This is a genomic window from Providencia sp. SP181 (assembly GCF_050446505.1).
Lineage (GTDB): Bacteria > Pseudomonadota > Gammaproteobacteria > Enterobacterales > Enterobacteriaceae > Providencia > Providencia vermicola.
Genome location: NZ_JBBPXM010000018.1, coordinates 1 through 16,893, shown reverse-complemented (window position 1 = coordinate 16,893; position 16,893 = coordinate 1). Strand labels below are relative to the sequence as shown.

10 protein-coding genes are annotated in these 16,893 nt (G+C 37.5%); 4 read left to right on the top strand and 6 right to left on the bottom strand.

What is annotated here, in order from left to right; all coding sequences use genetic code 11:
• Positions 1–4: 4 nt before the first annotated feature.
• From gntR to gntU, 3 genes are all read left to right on the top strand, one after another.
• The gene (gene gntR / locus AABS66_RS19475; RefSeq protein ID WP_206086236.1) at positions 5–1,000 is read left to right on the top strand and encodes a gluconate operon transcriptional repressor GntR; all 996 of its coding nucleotides are present in this window, start codon (positions 5–7) and stop codon (positions 998–1,000) included.
• 672 nt (positions 1,001–1,672) lie between these two features.
• Positions 1,673–2,215: a gluconokinase gene (gene gntK / locus AABS66_RS19470; protein ID WP_430225333.1), complete on the top strand. Its 543-nt coding sequence runs from the start codon at positions 1,673–1,675 to the stop codon at positions 2,213–2,215.
• The gene (gene gntU / locus AABS66_RS19465; RefSeq protein WP_206086238.1) at positions 2,212–3,567 is read left to right on the top strand and encodes a gluconate transporter; all 1,356 of its coding nucleotides are present in this window, start codon (positions 2,212–2,214) and stop codon (positions 3,565–3,567) included. The genes gntK and gntU overlap by 4 nt, the downstream gene beginning before the upstream one ends.
• Before the next feature lie 79 nt (positions 3,568–3,646).
• Here the strand turns inward: gntU and AABS66_RS19460 are convergent, their stop codons facing one another.
• From AABS66_RS19460 to AABS66_RS19435, 6 genes are read right to left on the bottom strand one after another with little or no spacing between them, the layout of a single operon-like run.
• Positions 3,647–5,641, bottom strand: coding sequence for an ATP-binding cassette domain-containing protein (locus tag AABS66_RS19460; protein WP_430225332.1), 1,995 nt, complete (start codon positions 5,639–5,641; stop codon positions 3,647–3,649).
• On the bottom strand, positions 5,628–6,068 hold the full coding sequence (locus AABS66_RS19455) for a hypothetical protein (protein WP_430225331.1): 441 nt from the start codon (positions 6,066–6,068) through the stop codon (positions 5,628–5,630). The genes AABS66_RS19460 and AABS66_RS19455 overlap by 14 nt, the downstream gene beginning before the upstream one ends.
• A 4-nt stretch (positions 6,069–6,072) precedes the next feature.
• Positions 6,073–7,329, bottom strand: coding sequence for an HlyD family efflux transporter periplasmic adaptor subunit (locus tag AABS66_RS19450; RefSeq protein ID WP_206086241.1), 1,257 nt, complete (start codon positions 7,327–7,329; stop codon positions 6,073–6,075).
• Positions 7,304–8,530 (bottom strand): TolC family protein, encoded by a 1,227-nt coding sequence (locus AABS66_RS19445; protein WP_430225330.1) that lies wholly within the window; start codon positions 8,528–8,530, stop codon positions 7,304–7,306. Before AABS66_RS19445 ends, AABS66_RS19450 begins: the two co-directional genes overlap by 26 nt.
• A gap of 3 nt (positions 8,531–8,533) precedes the next feature.
• Entirely contained in the window at positions 8,534–9,454 is a 921-nt protein-coding gene (locus tag AABS66_RS19440) for a hypothetical protein (protein WP_241016894.1), read from the bottom strand.
• Positions 9,405–9,863, bottom strand: a complete 459-nt coding sequence (locus AABS66_RS19435) for a hypothetical protein (protein WP_206086244.1) — start codon at positions 9,861–9,863, stop codon at positions 9,405–9,407. Before AABS66_RS19435 ends, AABS66_RS19440 begins: the two co-directional genes overlap by 50 nt.
• A 197-nt stretch (positions 9,864–10,060) precedes the next feature.
• On the opposite strand from AABS66_RS19435, the gene AABS66_RS19430 reads away from it, so the two are divergent.
• Positions 10,061–16,893, top strand: a 6,833-nt coding sequence (locus AABS66_RS19430; protein ID WP_430225329.1) for an Ig-like domain-containing protein, incomplete at its 3' end; no start/stop codon positions are given.

Here is a 16,893-nt window from a genome sequence, read left to right as displayed (position 1 = left end):
ACTTATGAAGAAGAAAAGACCCTCACTGCAGGATGTAGCAGATCAAGTCGGCATCACGAAAATGACGGTGAGCCGTTTTTTACGTAATCCAGAGCAAGTTTCAGAGCCTTTGCGCGAGAAAATTGCCGAAGCGCTCGAAAGTTTGGGCTATATTCCCAATAAAGCCCCTGATATTTTGTCAAATTCAACTAGCCACGCGATTGGTGTTTTGCTTCCTTCATTAACTAACCAAGTCTTTGCGGAAGTGATCCGAGGGATAGAAGCGGTCACTGATTGTCATGGCTATCAAACCATGTTAGCTCACTACGGTTATTTACCTGAAAAAGAAGAAGAAAGGCTAACCTCATTACTCTCTTATAACATTGATGGCGTGATTTTGGCTGAGAGGACGCACACTGAGCGCACCTTACGTATGCTAAAAACGGCAGGCATCCCTGTTGTTGAGATTATGGACAGTGTTTCACCTTGCTTAGATGTTGCCGTGGGGATTGATAACTTTGAAGCTTCTCGCCAAATGACACATGCGATGATAGAACGAGGTTGTCGCAAAGTGGTGTATATCGGGGCGAGGCATGATGAGCGAACGTTTATCCGCTTAAAAGGCTACGAGCAAGCCATGTTAGATGCCCATTTAGAGTTCCGTAATGTGATGACACAGGAGAGCTCATCTTATTCGCTAGGGGCGAAGTTATTGCATGATTGTTTAGAGAAGTACCCCGATACAGATGGGTTGTTTTGTACCAATGATGACTTGGCGATAGGGGCGATATTTGAATGCCAGCGGTTGGGGATTCATATTCCACAAGACTTAGCTATTTCAGGTTTCCATGGGCACGATGTGGGTCAAGTGATGACACCGAAATTGGCCAGTATCCTTACGCCAAGAGATCAAATGGGGCGCAAGGCGGCAGAAGTGCTCCTAGCCCGCATGTCAGGTAAGAAGCTTACGGAGACGCACTTTGATGTGGGGTTTTCTGTTCTTACCGGCGAAAGCATCTAATTATTCCTCGTCATACTTCGCGCTGTCGCGTTGTTGCCTGCACTCGCCAACCCTAGTCACATACTTATGTATGCTCCTAGGGCTTGGCTCGATTGCCGCCTAGCGACACCACGAATTATTTAGAGGAATAGTGCGGCGTAATATAAAGCTAAACTACATTGTATACACTAAAAGTGTTAGCTGCTTTCGGCCACTTGGGTCACATACTTATGTATGCTCCTAGGGCTTGGCTCGATTGCCGCCTAGCGACAACACGAATTATTTAGGGGAATAGTGCGGCGTAATATAAAGCTAAACTACATTGTATACACTAAAAGTGTTGGCTGCTTTCGGCCACTTGGGTCACATACTTATGTATGCTCCTAGGGCTTGGCTCGATTGCCGCCTAGCGACACCACGAATTATTTAGAGGAATGTTTGAAGGGGAATGCTTGAAGAGAAAGAATAAATTTTAAATATACTTTTTGTTTTTTATTTACGAGTTTTGCTTTGTTCTTCACCTGCCTTTTCTGATTACAGATTGAGAGTGGTATCACAGATCTGTTCTCTTATTCGCCAATTTGATTGCAATAAATCCGTACTGATAATAATGTTACCCGTAACAAAGTTACCGGTAACATATTACTGGATGATGAAAAGAATAGAACAACAATAAAGCCTAAGGAGTTTCCTATGAGTGATACCCAAAAACAAAACTACACATTTGTCCTAATGGGGGTATCGGGTAGCGGTAAATCAGCGGTCGCTAATGGGGTTGCACAGCAATTACAAGCCGCTTTTCTTGATGGTGACTTTTTGCACCCTAAATCGAATATTTTAAAAATGGCATCAGGGCATGCTCTAAATGATGAAGATCGCCAGCCTTGGTTGGTGTCGCTGAACCAAGCCATTTTTGCTATGCAAAGAACGAATGAGATTTCGTTAGTGGTATGTTCTGCACTGAAGAAAGCTTATCGTGATATTTTAAGAGAAGGTAATAAGAACTTATTTTTTATCTATTTAAAAGGCGATGCTAGCGTTATTGAAGAACGACTCAAAGCGCGTAAAGGGCATTTTTTCAAGCCAGAAATGCTCAAAACGCAATTTGCTACTTTAGAAGAGCCAAATGAAGCAGAAACTGATGTGCATGCGGTTGATATTCGCCAGCCTCTTGAAGACGTCATCGGTAATACCTGCTCAACGATTACACAGGTTGTCGCAGGAGATAAAGTATGAATACCGTTGAAACACTCAGTACGCTCACGTTGGTGCTCACCGCAGTGGGCTCTGTTGTTCTGCTGCTATTTTTAGTGATGTACGCACGCTTGCATGCTTTCGTCGCGTTGATGATTGTTTCCATAGGTGCAGGACTATTTTCAGGGATGCCTGTGCAGCAAATCACGGAAACCATGCAGAAAGGGATGGCGGGAACATTGGGGTTCTTGGCAATCGTGGTCGCACTCGGTGCGATGTTCGGTAAGATTTTGCATGAAACAGGCGCATTAGACCAGATAGCGAATAAGCTACTTAACTTGTTTGGTGAGAAGAATGCCCATTATGCAGTGGGTGTTGCTGGGCTAATTTGTGCACTGCCTCTTTTCTTTGACGTGGCTATTGTTTTGTTAATCGGTGTGGTGTTTGCCGTCGCAAATCGTACTGGTCATAATGTTGTTCGCCTTGCTATCCCATTATTTGCCGGGGTTGCAGCCGCAGCGGCCTTCTTATTACCTGGGCCAACACCGATGTTGGTTGCATCGCAAATGGGGGCTGACTATGGCTGGATGATTTTAATCGGCTTGTGTGCCGCTATTCCAGGTATGATCTTAGCTGGACCTTTATTTGGTAATTTTATCAGCAAGTTTGTTCATATTGATATTCCTGCGGATTACCAAGCACCTAAAACAGAGCATGGCAAAATGCCAAGTTTTGGATTCAGCTTATGTTTAGTGCTGTTTCCATTAGTGTTGGTGGGTTTAAAAACGATTGGAACACACTTAGTTGAGAAAGGGACCCCACTTGAACATTGGCTAGAATTTATTGGGCACCCTTTTACTGCATTATTGTTAGCCTGTTTACTAGCAATCTATGGTTTAGGCTTCCGCTATGGTATGGATAAAGAAAAAGTCATGGCGGTGTGTTCTGCGGCTATCCAACCTGCTGGGATTATCTTGCTTGTAACAGGTGCTGGTGGTGTATTTAAACAAATTTTGGTGGATTCTGGTGTTGGCCCTGCGCTAGGTGATTCTTTAATTGGTGCAGGTTTACCTATTGCTGTTGCGTGTTTCGTTCTCGCGGGAGCTGTACGTGTGATCCAAGGCTCAGCAACAGTAGCTTGTTTAACAACAGTTGGTTTAGTGTTACCTGTTATCAATGAACTCGGTTACTCTGGTGCGCAGTTAGCCGCACTCGCAATCTGTATTTCAGGTGGTTCATTAATTTTAAGTCATGTGAATGACTCAGGTTTCTGGTTGTTCGGTAAATTTACGGGCGCAACAGAAGCACAAACCCTGAAAACGTGGAGTGTGATGGAAACGATTTTGGGCACGACAGGTGCGGTTATAGGAATGATTTTCTTTGTTTTTTTGTAAGTTAGCACAGTAAGAAATTATTGATATTCATACATCACGAAAGCCTTCACTTCACATTGAAGTGAAGGCTTTTTGATATTTAGTTCAATGTAATTTTAGGAATAATAATTTCGTTTCTCTGTTTTTTAGCTCCTGAAACAAGCCGAATATTTGTATCCGTAGGGGATAATGCAATATGTTGTGTAAAAAGAGGTAATAGCCCCATATCATGGGTGGAAAAGAAAATAATGGAATTTTTTAGGTTAAACTCATTGATGAGTAATCGGATAAATACTATCGCATCATGCGTTGCCATAAACGAAGTTGATTCATCTAAAAAGAGAATTTCAGGCCTTTTGAATAATGTAATAGCTAACATTAACTTCTGTTTTTCACCAGTTGAAGCTTGAACGTCACTGATGAACATATCATCCAATGTTTCTTTGCTAATATTCAGTCTTGGGCAGCATAATTTGATTATATGAATGATGATGGTATTGTCGAAAATGCCATGAAGGTTAAAGTTATCCCGGATGCTGCCATTAATAAAAGTAGAAATGCCAGAATGATAAGCCACTTTTTCTTGAAAATAACGTACGGAAATTTCATTGAGCTTCACGTCATTGATTGTTACTTCGCCAGTATAATTTGTTGATGTGCCATTCAGTACATTGATAAGAGATGTTTTTCCAGAACCAGATAGGCCTGTGATACCGATAATATCACCTGCTTTTGCTTCAATATTCAGGTCATTAATAATTGTTTTTCCATTGAAACTTATCGCTATATTTTTTGCATCAACACTGTTTATAGAGCCGATTAAAACACCTTCTTCTTTGTAATTAATGATAGCATTTTGAGTTAGCTGATTAATACTCGATTTAATATGAAATAAATGTGTTTTGGCTACAAAACAGCGGTTAATTGTACTTGTGATCGAAGCTGAAAGCCGGCCATTAATAATGAGTACTGCAATTATTGATGCCAGGCTAAGAGCTCCGCTGTCGATAGCTAGATAACAGGATACATACATGACTATCATCGATATAAATGAATTCATTTTAATGACTTCCATCCAATGATGATTTGCTTCGTTAAGCTGTAATTTTATTTTTTCATCTTCATTGGTTTTAGCATCAATATAGTATTTAAAATGCGAATCATTGATAAAGTTAAGCTCTTTTTTCTTCTGCTCTAATGAGTAAAGCATAGCGGACTTTTCATAATTAAGCGTATTTGCTTTTAACATATTTTTATATGATTTAAAACGAATATGCAGGCAAAGAAAAACTAGTCCTGTGTAATAGAGTAGGAGAAAAATGGAGAAAAACCCGAGCATACCGATGATGCATAAGGAAAATAAAGCTGTAAGGCCAATATCATAAATTATTTGTGGTCTAATTTCCCATATTTGTGAAATAGATGTTTCAATGGTTCTGATTTTGATGGCCGCATTTTTGCAATTAGATTTTCTCAATAAATTAATAAAATATCGATTACATATACCAATATTTAACTTAATCTTTTTTAGATTTTTTTCATGAATAAGATGTTTAAGAAAAAATTCAAATCCAACAACAAAAAGAAAAATAAAACTAATATAGATTAAAGATGTAACTGATTCGCTATAGACTAACCTAGAGTTAAAAAGGTTAGAGTATAAAGGCAATAATAAAGCGAAAAGGATTAAAGGCAGAGAGAATAAGTTTGAATTAGGTGTTAGTTTTATCAATGATGAATATATTCCATCTTCACTTAATGGCCTTTCACTAGCTCTAAAGAAAAATAAATTTTTATTTTCAAGAAGTTCTTTATTAATAATTTCATTGGTCGTCAGGTTTATAAATTTATTTCCTTGATTTTTAATGACTATATACTTATCTTCAAAAATTTCCATTATGAATAATGTTGGCTTTGCAGTATCGTTATTATAATCTATAGCAGCATATTGGTATGTGAAAAAATCATTATCAATAAATTCATTAATATGTGTTAAAATATATTTTTGGTCATAGGATAATGATGATGACATCAGTGGCTCACCCAGTAAAAAAAAATATTTCTTAATTGCTTCATGAAAATTATGTTCTTTCATTATCGTTACTCTTCAAATAACATGTGTTAATATTTTCAGTATCTTCAATAGGTGAATTGGCCGTTACATTAACTTTTTGAATGTTTCGTTTAATTAATATTGTGTTATAGATAGTGTAAGTTAATGCTGCATCTAAGTTTAAGTTATGACCATAACTACAATAAAGGTCGATATTTTTAGTTTGAGTTTTTTTTATTGCTGTTAAAACCTCACTACTGAATATCAATGATTTCATCATGTTTAAGTTAACATATTTACCTTCACCTGCACCTTCACCTTTATCTTGATAATCAACATTCATTAAAACTGCTTTATTTTTATTTTTTTCCTCTGTTAATGCGCTTGCTAAGACGTTTGCTAATAGTACTGACATGAGGAGTATCATGGTTGCAACGGCTGCTGATAAAGCAGAAATGAAACCTAACATATAATCACCATACGTTGAATGAAATATTATCGCTAATTAATGCCGTTAAGTAACTCAGAACTGATACTTTCTTACTTGATATATAAACCATGACAGGTAAACCATCATGTTCAGGTAAAATAACAGTATCTTGTATAGGCGTTATTTGGATTGAATAAAAACGTTCATTACTCATCCGTTCTTTATCTGCAAAAGAGTCTGCACTAATTTTTGTCACTTTTCCAAGAATGATTTTCTTGAATCCAGGGGAGTTCACAATCACCTTTGCTGGAAGCTCGAGACTAATGAATGGTCGATATTTAGCAAGTACTTTTGCATCAATAACCCGAGAGTCTTGATTCTTTTTGATCACCATAACAACGTTTGAAGCTTCAACATAGGATCCTTGCTCCAGATCTTTTTCTATACTTAATACAATACCATCAGTTGGGGATAGGACACTATTTGCTCTAATTTTGTTTTGCAGTAATTCCACTTGACCTATATTTTCTAGCCTTTCTTTTTTCAGTCGATTAAGTTGATCTTCATTATCCTGTATTTCACTAATTAATTTAGTTGTATATTTTTTTTCTGATAATGCAATTTCTCTTAGTAACCCTTGAGCATTCAACTCCCCTGTTGTTACTAATGAGGTTGTTCTGCTGATATCTGCATTATTATTCAGTTTTTCTATTTCAGGGGCTCCAGCTGAAGCCAATAACTTTCCTTTTCTTTTTAGAATTGTAATTTGATTTTTTAGCTCAATTAAATCTTTATTTTGAGCAATATACTGCTCTTTTAGGTTATGGATCTCCATGTGTAATAAAATATTTTCATATAACCCTTTATAAGCACTGAATGTCTTACTTTTTTTATGGGTGGTTCTAGCAAGAAACTCTGATTCATTATTAATATCGCCATCTAAAATATTATTTAATAATTTTTTGTTTTCCTCTAGTTCACTAATTCTGTCACTAGCAAAACTAACTAAATTGGTGAGTGTTTTCTCTTGATGAAAAGTATCCAAGTTAGTATATGAAAATAAAATTTGGTCTTTATTAACATTATCACCTGTTTTTATATTAAATTGATTAATAAAACCCGATGCAGGGCTTACAATCTCTAAACGATTAGATGTGCCAGAAATAACCCCCTCACCAGGAGAAGAAACATCAATTTCAGCAAAAATTAAATATGTTATAAATATGGATATTATGCCTATGAAAACACGAATTTTTTTCGATGTACGGAAAATGTTACTGATGCAGTTTTTTAATTTCATTTATATTTCCAATTAGTTGTATATATTCCATCTTATTTTTCATATCTGAAATCGTTAGTTCTGCAATACGCCTTTCTATTGTCAGTATATCGAATAAGGTATTGACCATTTCGTAAAATGACGACTGTGAAATACTATATTCTCGCTCTTGGCTTTTTATAATAGAGTACATAGTATTACGTTGCTCTTGGAGTCCTGCCAATTCTGATTGGTTAGAGGATGATATCAATTTTAAATTTTTTATTTTTGCAGTGAGTTCTTGATATTTATAATCAGCTTTTTTTTGTACGGCGGAATATGTTTTTAGCTGAGCTGATTCGGAAAAAATTTTGTCAATATCAAAAACATTAACTTTGAGATCTAATCCAATATAAGACTCATTATGACTTCTTTTTTTCTCGGCATACTTTTCTTCTGCAATTAAATTAATACTGAACAGGGAATTTTGCTGATAAGCATTTTCTTTTATGGCATCTGCTTGCATCTTCAGCATGTTGTAATCTATATTTTGATTGGTATGGTCATTATCAATAAAGGTTGACTTTAAATTTTTAATTAACCTACTAGGAACATTAACACCTTCTTTAGGAAAGGTAATACCAGAGATCACTTCAATATTCGATTTATATTGTTCGATTTCCTTTTCAATGTTTTTTCTTTCTGTCTCAATGCGTTGCATTAGCAATGTTGCTTGCTCAACATCACTGATTTTGGCAACGCCACTATTATAGCGTCGGTTAATTAGGTTAAAGATATCTTGTGCATTATGATGTAATTTTGTTGTGCTTTTAGTTAATTCAGATAGGAAATGAATACCAATTAAATTTCCCGTTACTGCTGTATAAAGCTCCTCTTTTTCTTTATTGAGTGCAAGCTCAGAAATTTTTAGCTTGAGATTCTTCTCTGAAAATCGATGCATTAGAGCGCTGTCATAAATCAGTGATGTTGCCGTCAAGCTTCCATCTGCTGGCTCTTTGTTATTTTTAATCTTGCTAGTAGCAGATACTTTGGGTAAATAAAAATATTCAGTTTGTTTGGCTCGATATCCTTCAGCTTCTAGTTCTAGCTCTTTTATTTTTACTGAAGTTGAATTATTTAATACTTTATCAATAAATAAATTGAAGCTTTCACTATTTGCAAAACAATGATTGATAGAAAAAATAACCATAGAAATAGCTAATGTATAATATATTTTACGCATGCTTTAATCCATCGATAGCAATGCTATCATTTTGTTTTTATTTTCAAGGGATTTTTCTTTCATCCATTGCGTGGTTTTATTGATTTCTAATATAATTTCTGCCATTTTGGCATTATCAATTTTTCTCATATTTTTTTCTTCAGTTAAGTGATTTTCGAGTATTTCTTTCCAATCATCATGAGATGTTTTAATCGATTTCAAAACATTAAGATTTTCCATCGTACAAGATGATAACGTTGCTAAGTGAACAGATATTTCCTTGGCTAAATCATTGTTTTCTGAAATGGAAATTATTTTTTCAGCGATATTAATATTGATATCTTTTAATGAAGCCAGCTTTTGTTGAATATCATCTATTTCGTTGGTGTATTTTGAAATAGATTCCTTTTTCTCTTTTTTCTGTTCCTTTTTATAAAAGAAATTAAAGAAATTTAGACTAATCAAAAGTAAAACTGAGATGGCTACACCAAGAATTGAGGTTAAAAAAGCAAATGACATTGAATTTAGTGCCATAGAGATAGACGAAATCATGGCATTCATTTTTTCCGAGACATCCCCATCGCCACCGAGTGATGCAGAAATCGCAGTTATCATCCCTGTTAAACCGATAAATGTACCAATTAGCCCTAATGACACACTAACAGATGCAGAGAGTTTGGTTTGGTTAGATAGAAAAATATAGTTTTCCTGTTCATTCCGTTTGAAAGTTTTGTGATACAAGAAAATAATTAGCGGATAAATATATATACCAATCATGGCATAGCTTATCTCGGGCGCTAATAAAAGACATTGTGCTATCATTTCTTTAACTTCTTTTAGTAAAAAAGAAGCTGAAAAAGTCACCGCATAAAAGAATAATCCAATATAATACATATTATTTGTAATCCCAATAGATACATGAATTCCATCCTGAACAATACTCACTCATTCCTTTTTCAAAAAGTACAGTTTTATTTAATTCAAGATTTTTTATTAATGATGCTATATAAATAAGGTTATAGATGTTTTTATCTTCACTTTCAGATATGTTATTATCAACATACCCTTTCAATATTATTTTGTTACCAATGCTATTTTTAAATTCCTCAATTAGTACTTGAGCGTTATCTTCTTTTAAGTTAATGCCTCCTTTGAAATAAATAACTCTTTTTTTTATATCAATATGAGCACTTTCAAAATTAAGGTTTTCATAGTTTATATATGAGATAACGTTTTTCATGCCACTGAATATAAAAACCATAGAAACTAAAATTATAATACATAGTGTTCCACTTAATCCATCAACCATGGGGGCGAGTTCTTCATCCGAGCCATCATAGTCCTCTTCTTTCATTTTGTTTTTAACTCCATGAGCATTCTTTACTGCGAGCTATTATAGGTATTATTATCTTTAGCTCATAAGATAATCAGCTCAAAATAATGGAGTATCAGTTCATATGGTGCTGTGAGTCTAATTATTTTTTATAAATCCTATATAATGTAAAAATAGAAATATTTATTTTTTAAATTAATAGAAGATTAAGTGGGAAAATGGAAAGTATAAATAATTCGTCAGATAAAAAAGATATAGTGATTAAATCCTTTAAAGTTCAAGGGTTAGATCTCATTGTTATTAAACCAGATGGAACATCGAGTAAAATTCCTAATGGACTATCTGATATTATTTTGGGGAATATTACCTTAACAAATGAAAATGGTAACTCAATATCTCAAGATGAAATTATATCTTCAATAAAAATGAATATTGGTGTGGATTCAGTATATATCAAAGAGCAGTTCTCCAGTGACTTTGTTGAAATGAACGATAATGAAGAAATTGAGGATGACATAGAAAATGATTCACAGAAATTTATTGAAAAATTAGATGCTTTAAATAAAAAGAACGAAGAGTTAGCTGAGATTGTAAGCGGTTTGGAGTTGATAAATGAAAACCAAGAGGCGCAAATAAATGCGTCATTGGCAAAGTTAGCTGAAGCGAATAGCCAATTAGAACAACAAGCAAAAGCGAAAGCACAGGCGGCTGATAAACAAGAGGAGGCTGCTACACAGCCTTCAGCTCCCCCTTCACTGCCGCCTGCGCCACCGTCTTCATCAGTGTCAACAAGCTCTTCTGCGAGTAAACCTAAAGATAATAATGCTGCTATTCTTCCGCCTTCGACAGTACATATATCAGGGAAATTGAGTGAAGAGAGCGATTCAGGCAAAGTTGGGGATCACATTACTCAAAATAATACCCCAACTTTTACGGGAACTGTTTCATTAGACTCAAATGCCTATTTAATGATTGGTGGTACACGCTACCCCATTACCGCCGATAACAATGGTAACTGGGTATTGCAAATTACTCCCCCGCTCAAAGATGGGGTACATGATTATGAATTAGGAGCATCGCGAGGTAATGAGGCACCTATACTGGTTAAAGGGCAACTGACAATTGATACAGCGCTTAACACATTAACTGCTGATATTGATGTGCATGCTGACAGTGGCACGTTAGGAGATAAGCTGACGCATCATTCACAACCGACATTTACTGGTGTATCGGAAGCTGGGAGCACTGTTGTTCTTACAATTGATAAACAGGTACTAACGACTGTCGCGGATGAAAAAGGCATCTGGCGGGTGACAGTAGGAAATTTGCTTCAGGATGACCAATATACATACCATGTGACAGCAACGGATGCTGCTGGGAACCAAAATACGACCACGAACACGTTGACAATAAAAACCACGGCACCAGAAATTACCGCTACTCTTGATGGGGGCAATGGTTTTTTAACCAATCAGACGCAGCCAATATTAATGGGGAAAACGGAAGCGGGATTAACGGTTAAGGTATCTATTGATGGTCAAGAGTACAGCGCGCAGGCAGATGACCAAGGAAATTGGTCATTACAAATTCTGCAAGGGTTGCCGAATGGAAACCATTTGTTTAGCGTCAAGGTAATGGATGCGGCGGGAAATCAGAGTACGGTTACCGATAGTATAGTGGTAGATACGCGAAAGCCTTCTGCTACGGCAAAACTCACAAGCGAAAGTGACAGTGGAAAAGAAGGGGATAATATCACCCAAGACCCTCAACCTATATTGACGGGGTCCACGAAACCTGATTCAGCGATCCGCATTATTTTTGATGGCAATTCATATCCAGTGACCACCGAAGCTGATGGTTCATGGCATTTGACTCTGCCAACGCTCACTCAAGATGGAAATTACGACTATCAAGTACATGTTACTGATTTAGCGGGAAACGAATCCTCATTCAATGGGTTTTTTACCCTTGATACGACAGTAGAAAACGTTACCGTTGGTTTAGATACTCAAACAGACAGCGGCGCGGTAGGGGATAAGCTAACTAACAATAAACAGCCTATTTTTTCAGGTACGGCGGAGGCAAACAGCAAAATTACCCTCAATATTGCTGGTCAAATACTGACTACGGTTGCGGACGAAAACGGTGTTTGGGATATTTCTGTCAAACAACCGTTACCAGAAGGGTTATCTAAATACCAAGTGACCGCGGTTGATGCGGCGGGAAATCAGAAAACGGTAGAAGATACGGTCATCATAAAAACATCCTTGCCCAATGCAACGACCATTTTAGAGGGAGGGCATGGCTTTCTAACAAACCAAACCACACCAACGTTATCAGGAAAAACCGAAGCAAATGCGACCATTAAGGTAACGATAGGAAAGCACGAGTACAGCAGTAAAGCGGATGAGAATGGGGATTGGTCGTTACAAATCTCTGATGCGTTGACTGATGGCTCCCATTTATTAACGGTCAAGGTAACCGATAACGTGGGTAACCAAAGCGTATTCATGGAAAATGTCCAGATTGATACCGTCCCTCCTTCTGCGGACGCAGGCATGAAAGCTGAAAGCGATACAGGTGTGATTGGCGATAACATTACACAGAAGATACAGCCATTTATTTGTGGTATGACGAAGCCTTATTCAACCGTAATAATTAATTTACCTGGTTATGCGGGAGGTACGCGAGAGCGAATTGCAGATGAAAATGGCTATTGGGAAGTTCGTCCTACCGTTCCACAATCTGATAATACAAGCACGTATACTGTCACAGTCACTGATTTGGCAGGTAATACCTCGTCATATCAAGGTCAATATACCATTGATACTCAAATTGCATTGACGGTGGATTTGGATCCTGCGAGTCAGAGTGATACCGTATTTGATGGGCAAACAACGCATTTAGCCCGTCCACAGATTAGCGGGACATCAGATCCAGGGGCTAAAATTACAGGGCAGTTCAAAGACACGACTAAAATTGTATATGCTGATCAAGATGGGAAGTGGTCATTAGTATTTGATGTTGATGCAAATACTGATACAAGTAATACGTACACGATTACGGCGAGTGATATCGCAGGTAACGAGAAAACAATCACCAAAGATTTTAACTTTTTACCCATCCTTGTCGGTGCAGAAAGAAGCCCTGAGCTGACAGCCAAGTTACATATTGACAGTGACAGCGGTATACAAGGTGATAACGTTACAAATGTTAATACACCTAAATTTGAAGGGATTGCGACAGCAGGGGCATCAATTACCTTAAATATTAATGGTGTAGATTACCCAGTTACCGCGGATATGACCACAGGTGAATGGACAGTTACGACCAAACCATTGCCAGAAGGAAATCATAGTTATGTGGTTACCGCGACACACTCTGGTTATAGCAAACCAACGGAAGTACACGGACATACATTTGTTGATACTATCTCTCCTAGTTCTATTATTACACTAACCCCAGAAACAGATTCTGGTACACAAGGTAACTTTATTACCAGTAATCGCAATCCTGTATTTACAGGTAAAAGCGAAGTGGGTTGTACAGTTACATTGGCGTTAAATAATCAAACTGTTTCTATGCTTACAGACAGTAATGGGGAATGGTCGTTAACGCTGCCAAATGAGTTACCAGAGAGTTTTTCAGGGAGGTTTGAGGTATCCATTACAGACGTTGCAGGTAACCTCTATACAGAAGAAGGCCAACTGGTTATTGATAATACGATGCCTGTCCTATCAGATATCAAATTTACATCTCCATATAATAATTATTATAGCACCTGGTACTCGAATGATAAAACGCCAACTTTTACGGGTAAAGTTTCCCCTGGGTCAAGTTTAGAGTTTTCATTTGATATGGCATTTAACAGTAAAACATATCCGCAACACTTTACAATTACGGATATTGATGAAAATGGTAATTGGTCTTTCACCTTTCCTGAAGGAATGATTCAAGGGAATACAAATTATTATTATCGAATTAACAATATGGAGTTTAAAGCGACATCGCCGTCAGGAGGGGAAACAACGGAGAAATTTCACCCAAGTGGTATACATATTAGGGATGCTGCTATCACTATTACGGGGGGAGTCGCTGCACAATCCAGTCCAACGGGAAGTGAAGGTCAGCATTTAACTTTTTCTCGCAACCCTGTATTACAAGGCTCAATTACCGATGGTGATAAAATGAGTGGATATATTGATATTGGAAACAAGCAATATCAATTATCCTTTTCCAAGGATAGTAGGAAATGGTATATCGTTCTACCTTCAGATACACAATTACTATTAGGTGAAAATAACTACACTCTTACTATGACTGACATATATGGTTCTAAGTTTGAATATTCATCTTATGTTACTGTTTCAGATTTTAAATATTGGTTAGATCCAGACTGTGACTCAGGGAAGCTTGGTGACCATGTTACCAATACTACGAAACCAGTCTATAAAGGGATTGCTGAGATTGGTGCAAAATTATCCGTAAAAGTTAATGGAGTATTATATCTAATTGATGTTGATAACAATGGAGAATGGAGTTTTGAAGTTCCAATAACAGGGGATGGGGATTATCAAATTGAATTTATTCAAGTCAATAATGGGGTGATTGTCGCGAAAGATACGCTCACTATTGATACGATAGCCCCTGAATATATAGATGGAAGTGTTTATTCTGGAAATGCCCATCCAGGTACTTTAGTCGCGAATAATAATGAATTTCATATTTTCTTAAATTACAAAACGCCAGTTGATTATTATACGATTGAAATCAATAACCAAACAATTACACATAATCGGGTGGAAAAACCCTTTGATGGAAATAGCACGCAAATTGGCGGTGTATTAAAACTACCTAATGGTGTGCATCATGGTAAAGTGATTGCTTATGATAAAGCCGGTAACATATTAGAACACGATATTATAATACCTGTATTAGCGGGAGACCAAGCAATTAATCCCCCTAAAATTTCAGTGGGTTTACATGATAAATTATTAATATCTGAATCAGATAAGCATGTGGCATTTAACAATAATACCCTGAAGTTAATTGGAACCACAACACCTGGTAGTAATATCGAAGTCATGGATGCACAAGGCCATTTATTAGGAACAGCTCAAGCGAATAATGACGGTGTATGGGAACTACAATTATCTGAAAGTCTTATTCCTATTGGGATCTTACATGATGAAAGTATTCAGTTGGTCGTTAATGTAAAAGATCTACTCAATCGCGAAAGTCAATTAAACTTTAATATTACTTATGATAATCAACCCCCCGAAATTACAGGCGCTGTCGACGATGTTTTATTAGAAGATATACAGCAAATCAATATTAATACACCTACCTTTAGTGGCGAAACGAAAGCATATGCAGATGTTAAACTGACGATTGGTCCCCACGTATTTACAACAACAGCAGGTTCTGATGGAAAGTGGCATTATACTATTCCCCCAGAAACGCCTCTCGATGATGGTTCTTATTTATACAAGATAGAAGCAACCGATATTCTAGGGCAAGTCAGCACACAAAAAGTCAATGGTAATTTTATCGTCAAAACGACGGCATTTATTTCAGGTGGTTTAGATCCCAATGAAGATTCTGGCATTCAGGATGATGGAATTACCCATTTCAATAAACCTAAATTTGAAGGTATTACAGAACCGAATGCGATTGTACGACTTATCTTTGATAATAAAATAGCTTTTGCTTATGAAACGATAGCCGATGATCAAGGTCAGTGGGTAATAGAGGTTACTTCTAAATTAGAAGATGGCCCTCATGATTATGTGATCACCACTAAAGACCTACAGCAAGGCATTTCTGGTCAAATCGGCGGTAAGCTGACCATCGATACAATAGCACCAGAGGGGCTTATTGGTGGCGTTGTTGATCACCAGGATCTCATGATTAAAGACCATATTCTGACTAATAACACAACACCCACTTTCAGTGGATTTGCCGAACCAGGGGCTAATTTGCAACTGATGTTTGGCCAATCTGTATTTGTCCTAATTGAAGTAGACAAACAAGGCCAATGGACATACACCTTTCCACAACCGTTTCCAGATGGCGAGTATGAATATACTATCATAATGGAAGATATTGCTGGAAACCTCAGCAGTACTGGGCTAACCGGTAAAGTTGTGATTGACACGACACCTCCGCTGTTGACATTGGATATTGCAGGACTAAATGCAGATAAAGATAAAAGCCAGATAGCGGTGGATCACAATAAACCTATTTTTAGTGGGACGAGTGAGGAATATGTCAAGATTGTATTGATGATTGATGGTAAGCCATATAAAGAGGTCACTGTTGATGCATCAGGGGAGTGGAAAATAGCCGTCACAGATGAATGGGAAGATAAAGCTTATCAGTATGAAGTGATAGCTGTTGATGGTGCAGGTAATGAAGTGAAGAACTCCGGGACAATTACCGTTGATACGGTTGCCCCAACGCTGGTGGATTCGGGGGCGGTTAATCCAAATACATTAAAGGCCGAAGAGTCTATCGTAACGAACTCATCGACACCGACCTTTAAAGGCAGCAGTGAAGCTGGCTCGGTGATCAGGATAGACATCGGGGGGAGTTCGTTTAAAGACATTCCGACGAACGAAAAAGGGGAATGGTCATTTACGGTTCCCCCCTCCGTACTGCAAGACGGATTGCATAAGTATACGATAACGGCAACCGATGTGGCGGGGAATCAATCCGCTCCGCAAAAAGGGCAAATTACCGTTGATACGGTTGCCCCAACGCTGGTGGATTCGGGGGCGGTTAATCCAAATACATTGAAGACTGAAGAGTCTATCGTAACGAACTCATCGACACCGACCTTTAAAGGCAGCAGTGAAGCTGGCTCGGTGATCACGGTAGAGATAGGCGGGAATTCGTATAAAGACATTCAAGTGAATGGAAAAGGGGAATGGTCGTTTACGGTTCCCCCCTCCGTACTGCAAGACGGATTGCATAAGTATACGATAACGGCAACCGATGTGGCAGGGAATCAATCCGCTCCGCAAAAAGGGCAAATTACCGTTGATACGGT

Bases quoted from the DNA above. Each gene is read 5' to 3' on its own strand.
- gntR (WP_206086236.1), top strand. From the start codon at position 5: ATGAAGAAGAAAAGACCCTCACTGCAGGATGTAGCAGATCAAGTCGGC.
- gntK (WP_430225333.1), top strand. From the start codon at position 1,673: ATGAGTGATACCCAAAAACAAAACTACACATTTGTCCTAATGGGGGTA.
- gntU (WP_206086238.1), top strand. From the start codon at position 2,212: ATGAATACCGTTGAAACACTCAGTACGCTCACGTTGGTGCTCACCGCA.
- AABS66_RS19460 (WP_430225332.1), bottom strand. From the start codon at position 5,641: ATGAAAGAACATAATTTTCATGAAGCAATTAAGAAATATTTTTTTTTA.
- AABS66_RS19455 (WP_430225331.1), bottom strand. From the start codon at position 6,068: ATGTTAGGTTTCATTTCTGCTTTATCAGCAGCCGTTGCAACCATGATA.
- AABS66_RS19450 (WP_206086241.1), bottom strand. From the start codon at position 7,329: ATGAAATTAAAAAACTGCATCAGTAACATTTTCCGTACATCGAAAAAA.
- AABS66_RS19445 (WP_430225330.1), bottom strand. From the start codon at position 8,530: ATGCGTAAAATATATTATACATTAGCTATTTCTATGGTTATTTTTTCT.
- AABS66_RS19435 (WP_206086244.1), bottom strand. From the start codon at position 9,863: ATGAAAGAAGAGGACTATGATGGCTCGGATGAAGAACTCGCCCCCATG.